The organism is Streptomyces sp. DI166 (genome assembly GCF_900091315.1).
Classification (GTDB): Bacteria; Actinomycetota; Actinomycetes; order Streptomycetales; family Streptomycetaceae; genus Streptomyces; species Streptomyces fuscus.
Genome location: NZ_FLSP01000017.1, coordinates 1 through 21,297, shown reverse-complemented (window position 1 = coordinate 21,297; position 21,297 = coordinate 1). Strand labels below are relative to the sequence as shown.

Annotated in this window: 2 protein-coding genes; both read left to right on the top strand. The window is 73.7% G+C overall.

The window, feature by feature from the left end; genetic code table 11:
- The first annotated feature begins 43 nt into the window (after nucleotides 1-43).
- On the top strand, nucleotides 44-13,537 hold the full coding sequence (locus GA0115233_RS11040; RefSeq protein WP_093719989.1) for a non-ribosomal peptide synthetase: 13,494 nt from the start codon (nucleotides 44-46) through the stop codon (nucleotides 13,535-13,537).
- A complete protein-coding gene (locus tag GA0115233_RS11035) occupies nucleotides 13,534-21,270 on the top strand; it encodes a non-ribosomal peptide synthetase (RefSeq protein WP_093719988.1) in 7,737 nt (2,578 codons plus the stop codon). Before GA0115233_RS11040 ends, GA0115233_RS11035 begins: the two co-directional genes overlap by 4 nt.
- The last annotated feature ends 27 nt before the right edge of the window (nucleotides 21,271-21,297 follow it).

Below are 21,297 nucleotides of genomic sequence, written 5' to 3'. Positions count from 1 at the left end.
CACCTTCTTCGACGCACCCACTCGACGAATCCGAGGCATCGTCATGGACCAGCCACATCTTGCTGCCCTCACCGCGGAGGAGCGGGCCCGCCTGCTGCGGCGGGCCCGGGCCGCCGGGCTCGCCAGGACCGCCCGGGCCGCCGGGCCGGCCCCGGTCGGGCCCAGGGAGGGCACCGGTCCGGTGCCGCTCTCGGCGGCCCAGGAGCGGATGTGGTTCCTGGCCCGGCTCGACGAGGAGGGCGCGAGCGCGTACCAGGTGTCCTCCGCGGTACGGCTGCAGGGCGAGGTCGACCTGCCCGCCCTGCGCCGCGCCCTGGACACCCTGGTGGCCCGCCATGAAGCGCTGCGCACCACGTTCCCCGAGACACCGGACGGCGAGCCGGTGCAGCACATCGCCGCGTCCGGCACGTTCGAGCTGGAAGTGGACACCTCCGGTGGCCTTCTCGCGGCTCTGAGCCGGGCTCGCGCCCACCGCTTCAGGCTGGACAGGGGGCCGCTGATCCGTGGGGTGCTGGTCCACGACGGGGCCGCGAACCCCGAAGGCCCCTTCGGGACACTGATCCTGACCATGCATCACATCGTCTCGGACGGCTGGTCCATGGGCCTGCTCCTCCGCGAACTCGGCGCCCTCTACGCGGCCTTCCGCGAGGGCGGCCCCGATCCGCTGCCCCCGGTGCCCCTCCAGTACGGGGACTACGCCGTGTGGCAGCGCCGCTGGCTCACTGGTGAACGCCTGCGGGAGCAGGAGGAGTTCTGGCGCGACCGGCTCGCCACGGCGCCCGCCCTGTGCGAGATCCCCGTCGACCGCCCGCGGCCCGCCCGCCAGGACCACTCCGGCGGCACCGTCTCCTGCCGACTGGACCCCGAACTGACCGCGAGACTCAGAGACCTCGCCCGCCGCAACGACACCACCCTCTTCGTCACCCTGCTGGCCGCCTGGGCCGCCGTGCTCGCCCGGCTCTCGGGCGAGGAGGAGGTCGTCGTCGGCACCCCCACCGCCAACCGGGGCCAGCCCGGCACCGAAGGCGTGGTCGGGCTCTTCGTCAACACCCTCGCCCTGCGCCTGGACACCTCCGGCACGCCCACCGTGGGGGAGTGGCTGCGCCGGGTGAAGGAGACCACCACCGCCGCGCTGGCCCACCAGGACCTGCCCTTCGAGCAGGTCGTGGATGTCGTACGCCCGGAGCGCAGCCTGGCCCACAGCCCACTGTTCCAGATGTTCTTCGCGTGGCAGGACGCCCAGGAGCGGGACGTGGACGTGCCGGGCCTGACGGCCGTGTCCCTGCCCGCCGACCCGCGCGTCCTCGCCAAGTTCGACCTGATGCTGAAGCTCACCGACGCCGGGGACTGCATCGAGGGCGGCATCGAGTACGCGCGTGCCCTGTTCGACCACGCCACCGTGGAGCGCTACCTGGGGCACTGGAACCACCTGTTGCGCGGCATGGCCGACGGCGACGGCATCCGGCTCGACGCGCTGCCGCTGACCCCTCCCGCCGAACAGGCCCTGCTCCTGGAGGACTTCAACGCCACCGCCGCCCCCGTCCCCGAGACCTGCGCCCACCGGGTCTTCGAGGCCCACGCCGCCGCCACGCCCGACGCCGTCGCCCTCGTCCACGCGAGCGGCGAGCTGACGTACGCCGAACTCGACGCCCGTGCCGATCAGTTGGCCCATCGGCTTCACACGCAGGGCGTCCGCCCCGGCGACCGAGTCGCGATCTTCCTGGAGCGCGGCCCGGACACGGTCGTGTCGGTCCTCGCCGTCCTGAAGAGCGGGGCCGCCTACGTTCCGCTGGACCCGGGCTATCCGGCGGAGCGGCTCGCGTACATGCTCGCCGACAGCGCACCGGCGGCCGTACTGACGGGGCCCGCGTCCCACGCCCTCCTCGACGGCCACGTCACGATCGACGTCACAGCCGACCTCGGCGACACCGTCGGCGCCCCGGCCCCGCGCGTCACCGTCGAGCCCGACGACATCGCCTACGTCATCTACACCTCCGGCTCGACCGGCGACCCCAAGGGTGTGATGGTCACCCATCGCGGCGTGGTCAACCTCGCCGCCTGGCAGCGCTCCGCCTTCGGCCTCGAACAGCCGCGCAACATCGCGCAGTTGTTCTCCTACAGCTTCGACGGCGCGGTCGGTGAGACGGTGATGGCCCTCCTCAACGGCGGCACGCTCGTCATGCTCGACCCCGGCGACATCGAACCCACCCGGCTCGTGAACGCCCTCAACCGGCACCGGATCAACGTGCTCGTCTCCGTACCCTCCCTGCTCCGCCAGATCGACCCGTCCCGGCTCACCGGCGGCCGCGACCTCATCGTGGTGTCCGTGGGCGAGGCCTGCACCAAGGACCTCGCCGAACGCTGGTCCCGCCACGTGCGCTTCATGAACGGCTACGGACCCACCGAGTACACCGTCTACTCCCACCTGTGGGAAGCCGACCCCGAGGCCGTCGCCGCCCACAAACGCATGCCCATCGGCCGAGCCGTCCACAACACCCGCACCTACGTGCTGGACCGCGCCGGAAACCCCCAGCCCGTCAACGTCGCCGGGCAGATCCACCTCAGCGGGCCCGGCATCGCGCGCGGCTACCTGGGCCAACCGGCCGCCACCGTCGACCGGTTCGTGCCCAACCCGTTCGTCCTGCGCGAGACCTTCGACGACCGGGGCCCGCTCCGCCTGGAATCCGCACTCGCCGACATCGCACGGTTCGCCACCCGCCACGGGCGCACGCACACCCCCGTCGCCGCGCACCCCGTTCTCATCCCCGAAGAGATCCTCGACCGCGTCCGCGGCCTCGATCGCGATCTGATCGACACCACCCGCCGCTTCCTGCGGCGCAACGCCGCCGACCGGACCGCGCACGTGGGCTTCTGCCGCTACTTCCTCGAAGGCGAGAACGCCGGATACCGGGCCGCCGGACTCGACGGGGAGGTCCTGCGCACCCTGCTGGGAGATCTCGACGGACTCACCGGCGTGGAGATCGGCTGCGGCAACGGGGAGGTCCTGCACACCCTGGCCGCCGCCGGAGCCAAGGCGGTCGGCATCGACCTCAGCCCCTTCTTCGTCCAGGCCCTGCGCCGCGACGGCCTGGACGTCCGCCACGCCCAGGCCGACGTCGAACCCTCCAGGATGGCCGAGGAGTTCGGTATCCGCGAGGGATCCCTCGACTTCGCCGTCTCCACCATGGTCCTCGACCGCACGCACCGCCCCCGCCATTTGCTCGCCAACATGATGGCCGTCCTGCGCCCAGGCGGCCGGTTCGCCCTCCAGACGGTCCTGCCGGTCGTCCCCCTCGACGACGGCGAGGTCACCGACCCCCTCGTCTACACCGACGACGCCCACCGGATCACCCCCGGCCGCGACGCCGCCGAGGACCAACTCGCCCTGATCGCGGAGCTACGGGCCCTGGGAGCCACCGGCCTCACCCTGCGCACCCTGCCCTACATCGTTGCCAGCAGCGACGGCGTCCAGCGCTACGAGCTGTACAGCTTCTCCGGCGTACGCGGTCACGTCAGTGCCGCCGAACGCGCCTACGACCTCATGTACCGCACCGGTGATGTCGGCCGCTGGCTTCCCGACGGCAATCTGGACTTCCTCGGCCGCGACGACTTCCAGGTCAAGGTCCGCGGTTTCCGCGTGGAACCCGCCGAGATCGAGAAACGTCTCACCGCCCACCCCGGCGTACGGGAGGCGGCCGTCGTCGCCCACGGCGAACGGCTCCTCGCCTACGTCGTCTCGGCCGAGACCCCCGACGCCCTGCGTACCCACGCCGCGGCCACCCTGCCCGAGTACATGGTGCCCGCCGCCTACGTCGCCGTCCCCGCGCTGCCCCTGACCCCCAACGGCAAACTCGACCGGGCCGCCCTGCCCGAACCCGACGCCTCCGCCTACGCCCGCCGCGCATACGTCCCCCCGTGCGGCGAGACCGAGGAGAGCGTCGCCGCCGTCTGGAGCGAACTGCTCGGCGTGGAGCGCGTCGGCCGCCAGGACGGGTTCTTCGCACTCGGCGGCCACTCCCTGGTCGCCGTCCGTGTGGTGGCCCGGTTGCGCGAGAGGCTCGGCGTGGAGGTCCCGCTCAGCGCCGTCTTCGAGGCGCCGACCCTCTCCGCGTTCGCCGAGGCCGTCGCCGCCGCCCACCCCGTCGTGCTGCGGCCGCTCGAACCGGCGCCCGCGGGGACCGCGCCCGTCGTCTCGGCCGCGCAGCGCCGACTGTGGCTGCTGTCCCGCTGGGACACCGGCGGCCACGCCTACCACATCCGCTGGTCGGCACGGCTCGTCGGCGCACTCGACGCACACGCCCTGCGCCGCGCCCTCGACCGCATCCTGGAACGCCACACGGCCCTGCGCACCACGTTCGAGGACGCCGACGGCACCCCCGTCGCACGGATCGGCGAGGCAGGCTTCTCCTGGACCGCGCCCGAGCGCGTGGACGACCCCTTCGACCTGGCCACCGGCCCCCTGATCCGCGGCAGCCTCAGCCGGGACGAGGACGGCACCCACACCCTCGTACTGACGGCACACCACGTCGTCGCCGACGGTGAGTCCCTGCGTATCCTCGTCCGTGAACTCGGCGTCCTGTACACCGCGTTCAGCCGCGGGGAACCCGATCCGCTGCCGCTGCCGTCCGTCCAGTACGCCGACTACGCGCACTGGCAGCACGAGCGGCTCGCCGGAGACGGGCTCGCCGCCCAGGAGCGCTACTGGCGCACAGCCCTCGCCGGAGCACCCGCCCAGTGCGAACTGCCCACCGACCGGCCCCGCCCCGCGCGGCCCGACTACGCCGGAGGACTGATCGACCTCACCCTCGATCCGCAACTGGCGTCCAGGGTGAGGGAGTTCAGTGCCCGCCACGGCGTCACCCCGTTCACCACCCTGCTGGCAGGCTGGGCCGCCACCCTGGCCCGGCTGTCCGGGCAGACCGAGGTTGTCATCGGTACGCCCGCCGCCGGCCGTGGCCATGCCGACATCGAGGACCTCATCGGCTTCTTCGTCAACATGCTCCCGCTGCGCCTGGACACCGCCGCCGCCCCCACCCTCGGCGACTGGCTGACCCAGGTCCGTGACCGCGTGGTCGCCGCGCAGACCCACCAGGACCTCCCCTTCGACCGGATCGTGGACGTCGTCCAGCCCGCCCGCTCCGCCGACCGGCACCCGCTGTTCCAGACCGGCTTCACCTGGCAGCACGAACCCGAGGAACCCCTCGTCCTGCCCGGCGTCGAGGTACGCCCCGGACCCGCGCCCCGCCACACCACCTCCCGCTTCGACCTGACCCTCGCCCTCACCGAGACCGCCGACGGCCGGATCAGAGGCGCCGCGGAGTACGCCACCGCCCTGTTCGACGCCGCCACCGTGCGCCGCTTCACCGACTGCTGGCTCACCCTGCTCGGCGCCATGACCCAGGCCGACGAGCGCACCGAACTGGCAGCGCTGCCGCTGCTCGGCCCGGACGACCCGCAGACCGCGGCCGAGAGCACCACAGCCCCGTATCCCCCCGACAGCCGGCGCGTGGACCGGCTCGTGGACGAGTGGATCGCCCGCACACCCGAGGCCACCGCCCTCGTGCACGGCGACCGCGAACTCAGCTACGCCGCCCTCGGGGAGTTGGCCGCCGGCCATGCCGAGGCACTGCGCGCCCACGGGATCGGCCCGGGCGACCGCGTCGCACTGGCCCTGCCCCGCTCCGCGGACCTGGTAGCCCTCCAGCTCGCCGTCCTGCGCGTGGGCGCGGTGTTCGTGCCGGTGGACCCCGGGCACCCGCGGGCCCGCCGTGAGTTCATGGTCGCGGACAGCGGGGCGAAGCTGCTGATCACCGAGGATAGCTGGACCGCCGTCGGCGGCCCGGACGCGCCGCCGCTCGCGCCCGGCGCGGCGTACATCATGTACACCTCCGGCTCCACCGGCACGCCCAAGGGCGTGATCGCCCCGCACAGCGGCATCACCCGCCTCGCCCTCCCCGGCGGCTACGCGGGGTTCGGCCCGGACGACCGCACGGCCTTCGCCGCCAACCCGGCCTTCGACGCGTCCACCATGGAGGTCTGGGCCCCGCTGCTGACCGGCGGCGGGATCGTCGTCGTGGACCAGGACGACCTGCTCGACCCGCTGCGCTTCGCCCGCGCCCTGGACCAGCACGGCATCACCGTGCTGTTCCTCACGACCAGCCTCTTCCTCCGCCTCGCCGAGTACGGTGCCGAGGCCGCGGAGGCGCTGGCGAGGCTGCGCTGCCTCCTGGTCGGCGGGGACGTGATGGACCCGGCCAGGCTCCGGGCGTTCCTCGCCGCGCACCGGCCCGGCCGGTTCGTGCATGTCTACGGCCCCACCGAGACCACCACGTTCGCCCTGGCCCACGTCCTTCAGGACGTCCCGGCCGAGGCCCGCCGAGTACCGCTCGGCCGTCCCGTCGACCGGACGACCGCCCACATCCTGGACGACCGGCTGCGGCCCGTCCCGGCCGGCGTGACCGGAGAGATCGTCATTGGCGGCGACGGAGTCAGTCCCGGCTACCTCAACCGGCCGGAACTCACCGCCGAGAAGTTCGTCTCCCTGCGCGGCCGCCCCTGCTACCGCACCGGCGACCTCGGCCGCCGCCTCCCCGACGGAACCATCGAGTTCCTGGGCCGCGGCGACGGACAGATCAAGATCCGAGGCTTCCGCGTCGAACCCGGCGAGACCGAGGCGCTGCTCGCGACGGTGCCGGATATCCGGGAGAGCGCCGTACTCGCCCGCGACAACGGCACCGGCGACAAGGAACTGATCGCGTACTACGTCGCCGACGCCCCGGTGCCCGCTGCCGACCTCCGGGAGCGTCTGGCCGCCGAACTCCCCGACCACCAGGTGCCCTCGGCGTACGTGCACCTGCCCGCGCTGCCCCTGACCCCCAACGGAAAGCTGGACCGCGCCGCCCTGCCCGCCGCGAGCCCCGACGCCTACGTCCGCCACGCCCACGAGGCCCCCGAACCCGGCCTGGAGGAACGGCTCGCCGTGATCTGGTCGCAGGTGCTGGGCCAGGAACGGGTCGGCCGTCACGACGACTTCTTCGACCTGGGCGGCCACTCCCTGCTGGCCGTACGCGTGCTGAGCCGGATCCGCTCCGGCCTGGGCGTGGAGGTGGCCCTCGCCGATCTCTTCGCCGCGCCCACCCTCGCCGGCTTCGCCGCGGCCGTGACCGCCGCCCGTCCGGCCGGCCGCCCCGCCATCCGGCCCGCTCCGCGCCGGGACGGCGGCCCGGTCTCGTCCGCCCAGCGCAGACTCTGGTTCCTGTCCCGGACACAGGAGGCCAGCCGCGCCTACCACGTGCCGTTCGGGCTGCGGCTGACCGGAGACCTCGACACCGCCGCCCTGCGCCGCGCCCTGGACCGGATCGTCGCCCGGCACGAGATCCTGCGGACCGTCTTCGCGCAGGTGGACGGCGAACCCGTGCAGCGGATCCACCCGACGGCCCAATTCACCCTCGTCGAGCAGGAGTCGTCCGCCGAAGACCTCGCGGCCGTCATCGCCGAGGAGGCGCTCGCCCCCTTCGACCTGGCCGCCGGGCCGTTGATCCGGGGCAGGCTCGTCCGCCTCGCCGAGCGGGACCACGCCCTGCTGATCACGATGCACCACATCGTCTCCGACGGCTGGTCACTGCGCCTGTTCCTGAACGAACTGGCCGTGCTGTACGGCGCGTTCACCCGTGGCGAGTCCGATCCGCTGCCACCGCTGCCCATCCAGTACGGCAACTACGCGGCCTGGCAGCACGCCCGGGCGGCCTCCGAGGAACTCGACGACTCCGCCGCGTACTGGCAGCAGAGCCTGCGAGGCGCCCCCGAACTGCTGGAGCTGCCCACCGACCGCCCCCGCCCCGCCCGGCAGGACCACGCGGGCGCCGTGGTGGAGTACGCGCTCGACCCCGAACTCACCGCCCGGCTCACCGAAGTGGGCCGCAGGCACGGGGCCACGCTCTACATGACCCTGCTGGCGGGCTGGGCGGCCACGGTGGCCCGGCTCAGCGGCCGCCGGGACGTGGTGATCGGCTCCCCGGTCGCCCATCGCGGGCAGCGCGAGGCCGAGGACCTCATCGGCTTCTTCGTCAACACCCTGCCGATCAGGCTCGACGCCGCGGGGGACCAGACCGTCGCCGACTGGCTCGCCCAGGTCAAGGAGCGGGTCCTCGCCGCCCAGGCGCACCAGGACGTGCCGTTCGAACGGATCGTGGAACTCGTCCGCCCCGGCCGCAGCCTGTCCCACGGCCCGTTGATCCAGGTGGAGTTCGTCTTCCAGGCGAACCGCGACGACGGGGACGTACCGCCCCGGCTGCCGGGCCTGCGCACCGAGCCGCTGCCCGCCGCCCCGCACGTCACCTCCCAGTTCGACTTCTCGCTCAAGCTGACCCAGACCGGGGACCGCGTCAGCGGAGGAGTCGAGTACGCCACCGCGCTCTACGATCACGGCACCGTCCGCCGCTACCTCGGCCACTGGCGCACCCTGCTCGCCGCCCTCGCCGCGGACGACGACGCCACCCTCGACTCGCTGCCGCTGCTCACCGAGGCGGAGGAGACACGGGTACGGGCGCTCGCCGCGGGGCCCGACGCCAATCCCGGCGAGCCGACACTCGCCCATCTGCTGATCGAGGCCCAGGCGCGGCGGACCCCGCACGCGCCCGCCGTGGCCGGTGCCCCCGGCCACGCCGGGCTCGACTACGCGGAGCTGGACGCCTGGGCCAACCAGATCGCGCACCGGCTCCGCGCCCTCGGCATCGGCCGCGGCGACCTGGTCGCACTTCACGCCCGGCGCGGCCCGGCCGCACTCGCCGGACTCCTCGGCGTGCTCAAGGCCTCGGCGGCGTACGTGCCACTGGACCCGAACTACCCGGTGGCACGCCTGGAGTTCCTCCTTGGCGACACCGCGCCGGCGGCGGTCCTGGACGACGGCAGCGGCACCCTGCCCGCCACCGCCGTACCGGTGGTCGGTCTCGACCGCGGCACGGAACCGGAGTCCGCACCGCCCACCACCGCCGAGCCGGACGACCTGGCCTATGTGCTGCACACCTCGGGCTCGACCGGCACCCCCAAGGGCGTCGCCGTCGAACACCGGGCACTCGTCGCCTACTTGCGCTGGGCCGCGGACGTCTATCACCCCGTAAGCGGGTCCGTGGTCTCCTCCTCCCTGTCCTTCGACGCCACCGTCACCAGCCTGCTCGTGCCGCTGGTGTGCGGAGGACAGGTCCGTTTCGTGCCCGAGGGCGCCGAGGTGGACGGGGTGCGCGGACTGCTCAAGGACCCCGGGGCCCGAGGGCTGTTGAAGATCACCCCCGCGCACCTGGACGCCCTGGGACGGCTGGCGCTGGCCGACGGCGAGCCCGTGCATGTGGGGACCCTCGTCGTGGGCGGCGAGGCGCTGCCTGCCGCCACCGTCGACCTGTGGCGCGAACTCGCCCCCGACGCGCGGATCTTCAACGAGTACGGGCCCACCGAGGCCGTGGTCGGCTGTGTGCTGCACGAGGTCACCGGGACCGTGCCCGGCCGACCGGTGCCGATCGGCAGCCCGGTGCCGGGCACGTCCCTGCACGTCCTCGACGAACGGGGCCGCCCCGTTCCCCCAGGCGTGACAGGGCAGTTCCACATCGGCGGGGCCCAGTTGGCCCGCGGCTACCTGGGCCGACCCGAACTGACCGCCGAGCGCTTCCACGACACGGCTCAGGGACGCCTGTACGCCACCGGGGACCTGGGCCGGATGCTGCCCGACGGCACCCTGGAGTACCTGGGGCGCGCCGACGGCCAGATCAAGCTGCGCGGCTTCCGGATCGAACCCGGCGAGGTCCAGGCCCACCTCCTGGCGCTGCCCGGCATCCGCGAGGCCGTCGTCACCGTGCGCGAGGACGCGGCGGGCGAGCGGCACCTGACGGTGTACTACGCCGCGCCGGAGGACACCCCCGACCCACGCCCCGCGCTGGCCGAGACGCTTCCCGAGCACCTCGTCCCCACCGCCTGCCTGAGGGTGGACGCCCTGCCGCTCACCCCGAACGGCAAGACCGACCTCTCGGCGCTGCCCGACCTCGACGCGGGCGCCTTCGCCGCCGGCGCGGACACCGAACCCGAGGGCCCGGTCGAGAGCGCGCTCGCGGAGATCTGGGCGGACCTGCTGGGCCGTGACGGCGGAGTCGGACGCACCGACAACTTCTTCAACCTGGGCGGACACTCCCTGCTGGCCGTGACGATGCTGGAACGGATGCGGCTGCGGGGACTCCACGTGGACGTGGGCGCCGTCTTCACCGCACCCGACCTGGCGGCACTGGCCGCGTTGGTCACGGTCGCCGACACTCCCCAAGAGCGGGGGCCGGACAGCCCCGGAGAGCGGGGGCCGGACAGCCCCCTGACCGCCTTGACCCCCCAGGCCCGAGCCGCGATCGAGGCGGCCGTGCCCGGCGGCGCGGCGAACGTCCAGGACGTGTATCCGCTCGCCCCCATGCAGGAGGGTGTCCTCTTCCACCACCTCCTCACCGAGGCGGGCGACCCCTACCTGCTCACCGTGGGCCTGTCCTTCGACAGCAGGGACCTGCTCGACCGCTACCTGGACGCCTTCCGCGCGGTCATGGCCCGCCACGACATCCTGCGCACCGCCGTACTGTGGGAAGACCTCCCCGAACCGGTGCAGGTGGTCTGGCGCGAAGCACCGCTGCCCGTCACGGAAGTGACACTCGACCCCGCCCAGGGACCGGCCCTGGAGCAGCTCCGCCGCAGGTACGACCCGCGACGCCACCGCCTCGACGTGCGCCGCGCACCGATGCTGCGCATGTACGCCGCCGCCGAGCCCGGCACCGCGCCACAGCGGTGGGCCCTGCTGATGGTCAGCCATCACCTCATGGACGACAACACCACCTTCAAGGTGCTGTTCGCCGAGATCCAGGCGTTCCTGCGCGGAGAGGAAGCGGCGCTGCCCGACCCGGTGCCCTTCGGCGCGTTCGTCCGCAGGGCCCGCTCCGGCCTCGACTCCGCCGCCGCGGAGGCCTTCTTCGAGAAGATGCTCGGCGACGTCACCGAGCCGACCGCACCCTTCGGGCTCACCGGAGTGGACGGCGACGGCCGCGAGGTCACCGAGCACACCACGGTCCTCGACCCGGTCCTCTCGGCCCGGCTGCGCGCGAGGTCCCGCGCCCTCGGAGTCACTCCCGCCGCCGTGTTCCACCTGGCCTGGGCACAGGTGCTGGCCAGGACCGCCGGCCGGCAGGACGTGGTCTTCGGGACTGTCCTGTCCGGCCGGCTGGGCGGCGCGGACCGGGCCGTCGGCCCGGCCATCAACACCCTGCCTCTGCGGCTGCGGGTCGACGAACGCGGCGCCCGCACCGCCCTGCTGGACTGCCAGGCAGAACTTGCCGCACTGCTGCGCCACGAGCACGCCCCGCTCGCCCTCGCCCAGCGCGCGAGCGGCGTACAAGCACCCACACCCCTGTTCACCGCGCTGCTCAACTACCGGCACGGGGCGCCCCAGGCACCCCGCGACGGCTGGCCGGGCATCCACTGGGAGCATGCCGAGGAGCGCACCAACTACCCGCTCATGCTGGCCGTCGACGACCTCGACGAGGAGTTCCACCTCACCGTGCAGGCGGCCACGCCCGCCGAACCCTCCCGGGTGGCCGCCCTCGTGGCCCGCGCCGCCGAAGTCCTCATCGAGGCTTTGGAGGAGCGGCCCGACACTCCGGTGGCGGGACTGGACGTGCTGCCGGAGACGGAGCGGGCCGACGTGCTCCACCGCTGGGCCGGGCCCACGACCCGGTACCCCGACGTCTGCCTCCACGAACTGGTCGAGGCCCAGGTCCGCAGGACGCCCGACGCAGTAGCCGTGACCGACGACCACGAACAGCTCACCTACGCGGAACTCGACACCCGAGCGGCCCGGCTGGCCGCCCGGCTCCTCACGGCGGGCGTACGCCCCGACGACCGGGTCGGTGTCCACGCCGAACGCGGCATCCCCCTGGTGACCGCCCTGCTGGGCGTCCTCAAGGCCGGCGCCGCCTACCTCCCCCTGGAGCCCGCCAACCCCGCCGAACGGCTGGCGTTCCTCGTCCGCGACGGCGCCCCCGCCGCCATCCTCACCGACCGGGAAGGCGCCTCCTTCGAGGACGTGCCCACGTTCGACATCCGGCAGCCGGACGCCGTGGCCGACGCGCCCCCTCGTACCACCGTGGGCCCCGGCAACCTCGCCTACGTCATCCACACCTCCGGCTCCACCGGAACCCCCAAGGGAGTCATGGTGGAGCACCGCTCGGTGGTCAACCGGCTGCTGTGGATGCAGGACGCCTACCGACTGGGCGCCGAGGAACGGGTCCTGCAGAAGACCCCCTACGGATTCGACGTGTCGGTCTGGGAGTTCTTCTGGCCGCTGCTCACCGGCGCACGGCTCGTCCTCGCCCGCCCCGACGGCCACCGTGACCCCGCCTACCTCGCCGAGCTGATTCAGCGGGAGCGGATCACGACCGTCCACTTCGTACCGTCGATGCTACGCGCGTTCCTCGCCGATCCGGCCGCCGCGGCCTGCACCGGTCTGCGCCGGGTGCTGTGCAGCGGCGAGGCCCTGCCCGACAGCCTGGCCGCCGAGTTCCACCGGCTGCTGCCGGGAACCGAACTGCACAACCTCTACGGTCCCACCGAGGCCGCCGTGGACGTCACCGCCGCGCCCTGTCCGCCCGGCCGCCCGGTCACCCTGGGCCTGCCCGTCGCCAACACCCGCGTGTACGTCGTGGACGAGCAGGGGCGGCCCGCCCCCGTCGGCGCGGCGGGGGAGCTGTGGATCGGCGGTGTGCAGGTGGCCCGCGGCTACCTGGGCCGGCCGGAGCTGACCGCCGAACGCTTCCTCGACGACCCCTTCACCGAGGGCGGTCGCGTCTACCGCACCGGTGACCTGGCCCGCCGCCTGCCCGACGGCACCCTGCGATACCTGGGACGCACCGACTTCCAGCTCAAGGTGCGCGGCATCCGCGTCGAACCCGGGGAGATCGAGGCCGCCCTCGCCGCCCAGCCGGGAGTGCGGGACAGCGCGGTCACGGCACAGGGCGAGGCCCTCGTCGCGTACGTCACCGGCGACACCGACCCGGCCGCCCTGCGCTCCGCCCTCGCGGCCACCCTCCCCGACCACCTGGTGCCCAGCGCGTACGTGCTCCTCGACTCCCTGCCGCTGACCCCCAGCGGCAAGCTCGACCGGGCCGCCCTGCCCCCGCCGGACGGCACCGCCCTGGCCCGCCGCCCCTACGAGGCGCCCACGGGCGAGACGGAGGAGACCCTCGCCGCGATCTGGGCCGAACTCCTCGGACTGGAACGGGTCGGCCGCCACGACGGGTTCTTCGAACTCGGCGGGCACTCGCTGCTGGCCGTCACCCTCATGGAACGCATGCGGCAGGCCGCCCTGCCCGTCGACGTCCGCACCCTCTACCAGGCCCCGACGCTCGCCGAACTGGCCAGCGCGCTCGGCGGCCCCGACCGCCGGGCGGCGATACCGCCCAACCTCATCCCTGATCCCGCCGCCCCCCGGACCGAGTCCGGCCCCACCGTGGAGCTGACCCTGTGAACCACGACGACCTGCTCACCGCACTCGGCGCGCGCGGCGTGGAACTGCGGCGCGAAGGCGACGCCCTCAAGGTCCGCGGGCCCGCTCTCGACCCGGAGGAGATCGAGGCGCTGCGCCGCCACAAACCCGCCCTGCTCGCCCGCCTCGCCGAAGAACTCGGCGAAGGCGAGGGCCCCGGCGAGGCCTGGTGGACCCCGCCGCGCCGCATCACACCGGCCATGCTGCCCCTGGTCACCCTGGACCAGCGGGACGTGGACGCCGTCGTGGCGACCGTCGACCGAGGCGCCGACAACGTCCAGGACATCTACCCCCTGGCCCCGCTGCAGGAGGGCGTGCTCTTCCACCACCTGGTCTCCGGCGAGGCCGACCCGTACCTGATGACGCTCGCGTTCTCCTTCGACAGCCGGGTCCGGCTGGAGGCGTTCCTCGCGGCCTTCCAGAAGGCGGTCGACCGGCACGACATCCTGCGCACGGCCGTGGTGTGGGAGGACCTGCCCGAACCGGTGCAAGTGGTGTGGCGGAACGCGACCCTGCCCGTCACCGAGGCCGACGTCCCGGACGCGGGCGACCGGGCCGCCCGGCTGCGGGCGATGACGGACGCCCGCGCGCTGCGCCTTGACCTGACCCGCCCGCCGCTGGCGGGAGCCGTGATCGCCCCGGACGCCCCCGGCACGGGAGGCTGGCTGGCCGTCCTGCTGTGGCACCACCTGATCGCCGACCACGTCACTTTGGAGGTCGTCCTCCAGGAGGTCGGCGCGCACCTGGAGGGGCGGGCGGCGGAGCTGCCCGAGCCCCTGCCCTTCCGGGAGTTCGTCGCCCGGGTCCGGGCCGAGTCCGGCGAACGGGACCACGAACGGTTCTTCACCGGCATGCTCGGCGACGTCACCGAACCCACCGCCCCCTACGGCGAGACCCGTGCCACCGGCGACGGTACCGGCGTCACCGAGGTGCGCCGGCTCGTGGACGCGCCGGTCGCGGCCCGGCTGCGGGAGCGGGCCGGGCACCTGGGCGTCAGCACCGCGGCCCTGTGCCACCTCGCCTGGGCACACGTCCTGGCCCGGCTGACCGGCCGCGAGGACGTCGTCTTCGGCACGGTTCTCTCGGGCCGCCTCGGCGGCGGGGACGGCTCCGACCGGGCCGTCGGCCCCTTCATCAACACCCTGCCCGTCCGGGTGGACACCGGCGCCCCACCCAGCGCCGTGCACGGCACCCTCACCGAGCTGCTGGCCCACGCACACGCCTCCGCCGCACTCGCCCAGCGGTGCAGCGCCGTACCCGCCCCCGCCCCGCTGTTCACCACCCTCCTCAACTACCGCCACGCGCTGCCCGCACAGGGACTGCGGTGGCCCGGCATCGAGCCCCTGCACGGTGAGGAGCGCACCAACTATCCCCTCACCCTCTCCGTGGACGACCTCGGCACCGGCCTCGGACTCACCGTGCAGGCCGCCGCGCCCCTCGACCCCGAGCGTGTCTGCGGGTACGTCCACACGGCCCTGGCCGCCGTCGCCGACGGCACCCCGGGCCCCGTCGACATCCTGCCGCCGCACGAGCACGAGGAACTGGTCCACACCCGCAACCGGACCGCGACCCCGCTGCCGGATCTGCTCGTCCACGAGCAGATCGCCGAGCACGCCCGGCGTACCCCCGACGCCGTCGCCGTCGTACACGCGCAGAACACCCTCACATACGGTGAACTGGACGCGCACGCCAACCGGTTGGCGTGGCGCCTGCGCGCCCTCGGGGTACGCCCCGACCACCGCGTCGGCGTCCGGCTGCGACGCGGTACCGGGCTGGCCGTGGCCCTGCTCGGCATCCTCAAGGCGGGCGGCGGGTACGTGCCGCTGGACCCGGACTACCCCGCCGCACGCCTCGCCCGGATGACCGAGGACGCCGCCCCGGTCGTCGTCGTGGACGAGGAACTGCTCGCCGAGACGGCCCGCACCGGCCCCGCGCACGCCCCCGGCCGCGACGGACTCGCCCCGCACCACCTGGCGTACGTCATCTACACCTCGGGATCGACCGGGCGTCCCAAGGGAGTCGAGGTGGAGCACGCCCAGCTCCTGCACTCCACCCACGCCCGAGCCCTCGCCTATCCCGGCGCCCGCAGCTTCCTGCTGTTGTCCTCCCCGTCCTTCGACAGCTCGGTCGCCGGCTTCTTCGGCACGCTCACCCAGGGCGGGACCCTCGTCGTCGCGACCGAACCCCGTGACCCGCGGACCACGGCCCGCGAACTCCTGCGCCACCACGTGGACACGCTGCTGTGCGTGCCCTCCCTCTACGGTGCGCTGCTCGACGAACTCGACGGCCTCGGCGCCCTGGAGGACTGCCCGCTGACCACCGCCATTGTCGCCGGAGAGGTCTGCCCGCCCGAGTTGGTCGCCGACTCCGCCGCCCGGCTGCCCGGCACCACGGTCGTCAACGAGTACGGGCCGACCGAGGCCTGCGTCTGGGCCACCGCCCACACCTGCGGGCCGGACGACAGCGGCCCCGTCCCCATCGGCACCCCCATCGCCAATGCCCGCGTCTACCTGCTCGACAGCCTGGACCGGCCCGTACCGGACGGCGTGACCGGTGAACTCGTCATCGGCGGCGCCGGCGTGGCCCGCGGCTACCTGGGCATGCCGGACCGGACCGCCGAACGCTTCTGCCCCGACCCGTTCCTGCCGGGCGGCCGTGTCTACCGCACCGGAGACCTCGCCCGCCGACGCCCCGACGGCACCCTGGACTTCCTGGGCCGCCGCGACGAGCAGGTGAAACTGCGCGGCCACCGCATCGAGCCCGCCGAGACCGAGGCCGTCCTCGCCCCGCACGTCACCGCGTGCGCCGTGGCCGTGCGCGACGACGTCCTCGTCGGGTACGTCGTCGGCGACGCGCCCGTCGAGACCCTGCGCGCGCTGGCCGCCGAGCAACTGCCCGACCACCTCGTCCCCACCGCCTGGGTCACCCTCGACGCCCTGCCCCTGGCCCCCAACGGCAAGCTCGACCGAGCCGCCCTGCCCCGGCCGTCTCTCCGCCACGACGACGACATGACATCCGAGGCGCACGCACCGCAGGGCGAGACGGAAACTGTGGTCGCGGGGATCTGGGCGGAACTCCTGGGCGTGGAGAGGGTCGGACGCCACGCGGACTTCTTCGCCCTCGGCGGGCACTCCCTGACCGCGGTCCGGGTCACCTCCCGGGTCCGCGCCGCACTCGGCGTGGACACCGCCGTCACCACCCTCTTCGACGCGCCCGTCCTCGCCGACTACGTCCGCGCCCTCACCGCCGCCCCGGACCGCCCCGCCCTGCCCCCACTCACCCGCGCACCCCAGGGGCAGACCCCGGTTCCCTCCTCCGGCCAGCGACGCCTGTGGCTGCTGTCCCAGACAGAGGGCGCCGACCGCGCGCACCGGGTACGTACGGCCCTCCGCCTGCGCGGAGCCCTCGACGAGCCCGCGCTGCGCCGCGCCCTCGACGCGATCGTGGCCCGTCACGACGTCCTGCGCACCGTGTTCACCGAGGACGGCACCCCGCGTGTGCTCCCCGCCCGTTCCGTGTGGACCGACGACCTCGACGCCCCCTTCGACCTGGCCCGCGGCCCACTGCTGCGCGGACACCTCACTCGTACCGGTCCCGAGGAGTGGGAACTGCGCCTCGCCGCGCACCACATAGTCTCCGACGGCTGGTCGGCCGGCCTGCTGATGCGCGAACTGTCCGCGCTCTACCGGGCGTTCACCGCGGGCGACCCCGACCCGCTGCCCGCACTGCCCGTCCAGTACGCCGACTACGCCGCATGGCAGCGGTCCCTCGACCTCGACGAGCAGGCCGCGTACTGGAAACGAACCCTCGACGGGGCCCCGCACCTCGTCGAGCTGCCCGCCGACCGGCCCCGACCCGCCCGCCAGGACTTCGCGGGGGCGTTCGCCGACTGCACGCTGGACGCCGCGCTCACCCAGCGACTGACCGACTTCAGCCGCCGCCACGGCTGCACCCTGTTCGTCACCCTGCTCGCCGCCTGGGGTGCCACGCTCGCCCGGCTCTCCGGCGGGCCCGAGATCGTCGTCGGCACCCCCGCCGCGGGCCGCGGCCGCCCCGAGACCGACGGCCTGATCGGCTTCTTCGTCAACATGCTCCCCCTGCGCCTGGACACCACCGGCGACCCCACCGTCGCCGACTGGGTGGACCGGGTCCGACGGCAGGTGACCGGTGCCCAGGCCCACCAGGACCTGCCCTTCGAGCAGGTCGTGGAACTCCTCGACCCCACCCGGTCACCCGCCCACACCCCGCTGTTCCAGACCGCCTTCACCTGGCAGGCCGATCGGCCCGCCGTCCCCGACCTGCCCGGCATCACCGTCGAACCGCTGGACCCGGGCGCGCACGACAGCGCCTCCTACGACCTCACCCTCGCCCTGGCCCAGGCCGACGGCCGGATCCACGGCGGCGTCGAGTACGCCACCTCCCTGTTCGACCGCACCACCGTCGACCGCCTCCTCGGCCACTGGCGCACCCTGCTGACCGCCCTCACCGACGACGACCGGCTGCCCCTCTCCCGGCTTCCGCTGCTCACCCCCGCCGAGCGGGAGCAACTGATCGAGGACAGCACGGGTCCGCGCCGCGACCACGAACCGGCCTGTCTGCACGACCTGTTCGAGGCACAGGCGCGCCGAACCCCCGAGGCCACGGCCCTGGTCCACGGCACCCGCCACCTCACCTACGCCGAACTCGACGCCTACGCCGACCGGATCGCCCACCACCTGCGCTCCCTCGGCGTCGGCCCCGACGACCGGGTCGGCATCCGCACCGACCCGGGCCCCGGGCTGGTCGCCGCCGTCCTCGGCGTGCTCAAGGCGGGCGGCGCCTACCTGCCCCTCGACCCGCAGGCCCCGGCGGACCGTCTGCGCACCCTGACCGAGACGGCCGGCGCGGTCACCGTCCTCGGCACGGACGAGCTGGACGCCCTGTCCCGCCCGGCCGCCACCGAGGCCGTGCGGGAGCGCACCCCGGTACGACCCGACCACCTCGCGTACGTCATGCCCACCTCCGGCTCCACCGGCGAGCCCAAACTCGTCATGGTCGAGCACCGGGCCGTCGTCGCCTCCACCCGGGCCCGCACAGCCGTCCACGGCCCCGCCGGACGCTGCGTTCTCGCCGTCCCGCTCGGCTTCGACGCCGCGGCAGCCGCCCTGTTCGGCACCCTCACCACCGGCGGCACCCTGGTCATCGCCGAGCACGACCTGGCCGAGCTGCCCGCCCTGCTGCGGGAACAGCGCGTGCAGACCCTCATCTGCGCCACATCCGCCCTGCTCACCGTCCTGCCGGTGCTGGACGCCCCCGCCCTGCGCCGGATCGTCGTCGGAGGCGACCCCTGCCCGCCCGGCCTCGCCGACGAACTGGCGCGCACCCACCCGGACGCGCTCCTCGTCAACGAGTACGGCCCCACAGAGGCCACCGTGTGGGTCACCCACCACCAGTGCCGCCCCGGAGAGACCACGGTCCCGGTCGGACACCCCGTGGAGAACATGCGCGTCTACGTCCTCGACCCGCACGGCGAGCCCGTACCGACCGGCGTCACCGGGGAGGTCTGCCTGGCGGGACCCCAACTCGCCCGCGGCTACCTGGGCCGCCCCGACCTCACCGCCGAACGGTTCGTCACCGACCCCTTCACCGGCGGCCGTATGTACCGCACCGGCGACCTGGGCCGCCGCCGCACCGACGGCACCCTGGAACTCCTCGGCCGCGCCGACGACCAGATCAAGATCCGCGGCATCCGCGTGGAACCCGGCGAGATCGAGACCCGGCTGCGTGAACACCCGCGCTGCGGACGGGCCGTGGTCCTCGCCAGAGCCGGCACGCTCGTGGCCTACCACACCGGACCCGCCACCCCCGGGGAACTGCGCACCCACCTGGTGCGCACCCTCCCCGACTACCTGCTGCCCGGCGCGTATGTCGCGCTGCCCGCCCTGCCGCTCACCGGCAACGGAAAGGTCGACCGTGCGGCCCTGCCCGATCCGGCCCCCGAAGCCTACGTCCGGCGCGCCTACGAACGCCCCGTAGGACCCGTCGAGAACGCCCTCGCCGAAGCCTGGGCGGAACTCCTCGGACAGGAACGGGTCGGCCGGGGCGACAACTTCTTCGACCTCGGCGGCCACTCACTGCTGGCCGTCTCCCTGGTCCACCGGCTGCGCGGCCAAGGGCTCGCCCTGACCCTCGCCGCGGTCCTCACCGAAGCGTCCCTGTCCGACCTGGCCGCCACCGTCACCGCCATCGACGGTCCGACCGTGACCGCCGCCTCCCCGGCCCCCGAACCCGGGGAACTGACCGCCGCGGCCGGCATGGTCCCCGGCGGAGCGGACAACATCCAGGACCTCTACCCGCTGACCCCGCTCCAGGAGGGCATCCTCTTCCACCATCTGCTCGCCGAGGAGGACAACGAGGACCCGTACCTGACCACCCTCGTCTTCCGCCTCGACTCCCGCGCACGGGCCGAAGGTACACTGGCCGCCCTCCAGAAGGTGATCGACCGCCACGACATCCTGCGCACCGCCGTCGTCTGGGAGAACCTGCCCGGCCCCCGCCAAGTGGTGTGGCGCCAGGCCCACTTGCCCGTCACCGAGACCACCGCCGAGCTGATCTCCGGCCCGCGCAGGATCGACGTACGCGAAGCCCCGCTGCTGCGGGCGTCCCTGGCCCCCACGGCCGACACGGACGACGCGTGGCTGCTCGCCCTGCACCTGCACCACCTCGTCGGAGACCACTCCACCCTGGAGACGGTCTTCGCGGAAACCCAGGCCCTCCTCCGCGGCGAGGCATCCGACCTGCCTGAGCCCCGCCCGTTCCGCGCCTTCGTCGACCACCTCACGGCGACCGCCGACCCCGCCGCCGACGAGGAGTTCTTCACCGCCCTGCTCGGCGACGTGGACGAACCCACCGCGCCCTACGGCATCCTCAGCGCACAGAGCAGTGCCCGGACCGACGAACACCGTGCGGAACTCACCCCCGCCACAGCCGAACGGCTGCGCGCCTCTGCCCGCCGTCACTCCGTCGGCCCCGCCGCCCTGTGGCACTTGGCCTGGGCCCTGGTCCTGGCCCGGCTCACCGGCCGCGACAACGTGGTCTTCGGCACCGTCCTGCTCGGCCGCTCGGCCGCCGAACCCGGAGCGCTCGGCCCGTTCATCAACACCCTGCCGCTGCGACTGCGCACGGACGACACCCCGGCCCCCGAGGCCCTGCGATCGACGCAGCGCCAACTGGCCGACCTGCTCCGTCACGAGCACGCCTCCCTGGCGCTGGCTCAACGTTGCAGTTCCGTCCCCGCGCCCGCGCCGCTGTTCACGTCCCTCCTCAACTACCGCCACCAGGACACACCGACAGCCGTCGCACACCCCGCTACCACCGCTCCGCCGGTGGCCGCGGCCGACCGGACGAACTACCCGCTCACGGTCTCCGTCGACGCGTCGCACGCTTCCTTCGCCACGACCGTCCAGACCACAGGCGATATCGACCCGGCACGCGTCACCGGCTACCTGCACACGGCCGTGACGGAACTCCTCGCCGCCCTGGACGAGCCCGATCCCCTGGCCTTGAACGCCATCGATGTGTTGTCGGTGGGGGAGTGGGGGGTTGTGGTTGGTGGGGGTGTGGGTGGTGTTGGGGGTTGGGGTGTGTGCATGAGGTGTTTGAGGGGTGGGTGCGGGCGGCGTGTGATGCGGTGGCGGTGGTTGATGGTGGGGTGCGGGTGTCGTATGGGGAGTTGAATGCGCGGGCGAATCGGGTGGCGCATG

Coding starts and splice junctions, on each gene's coding strand:
- GA0115233_RS11040 (WP_093719989.1), top strand. CDS start 44: ATGGACCAGCCACATCTTGCTGCCCTCACCGCGGAGGAGCGGGCCCGC.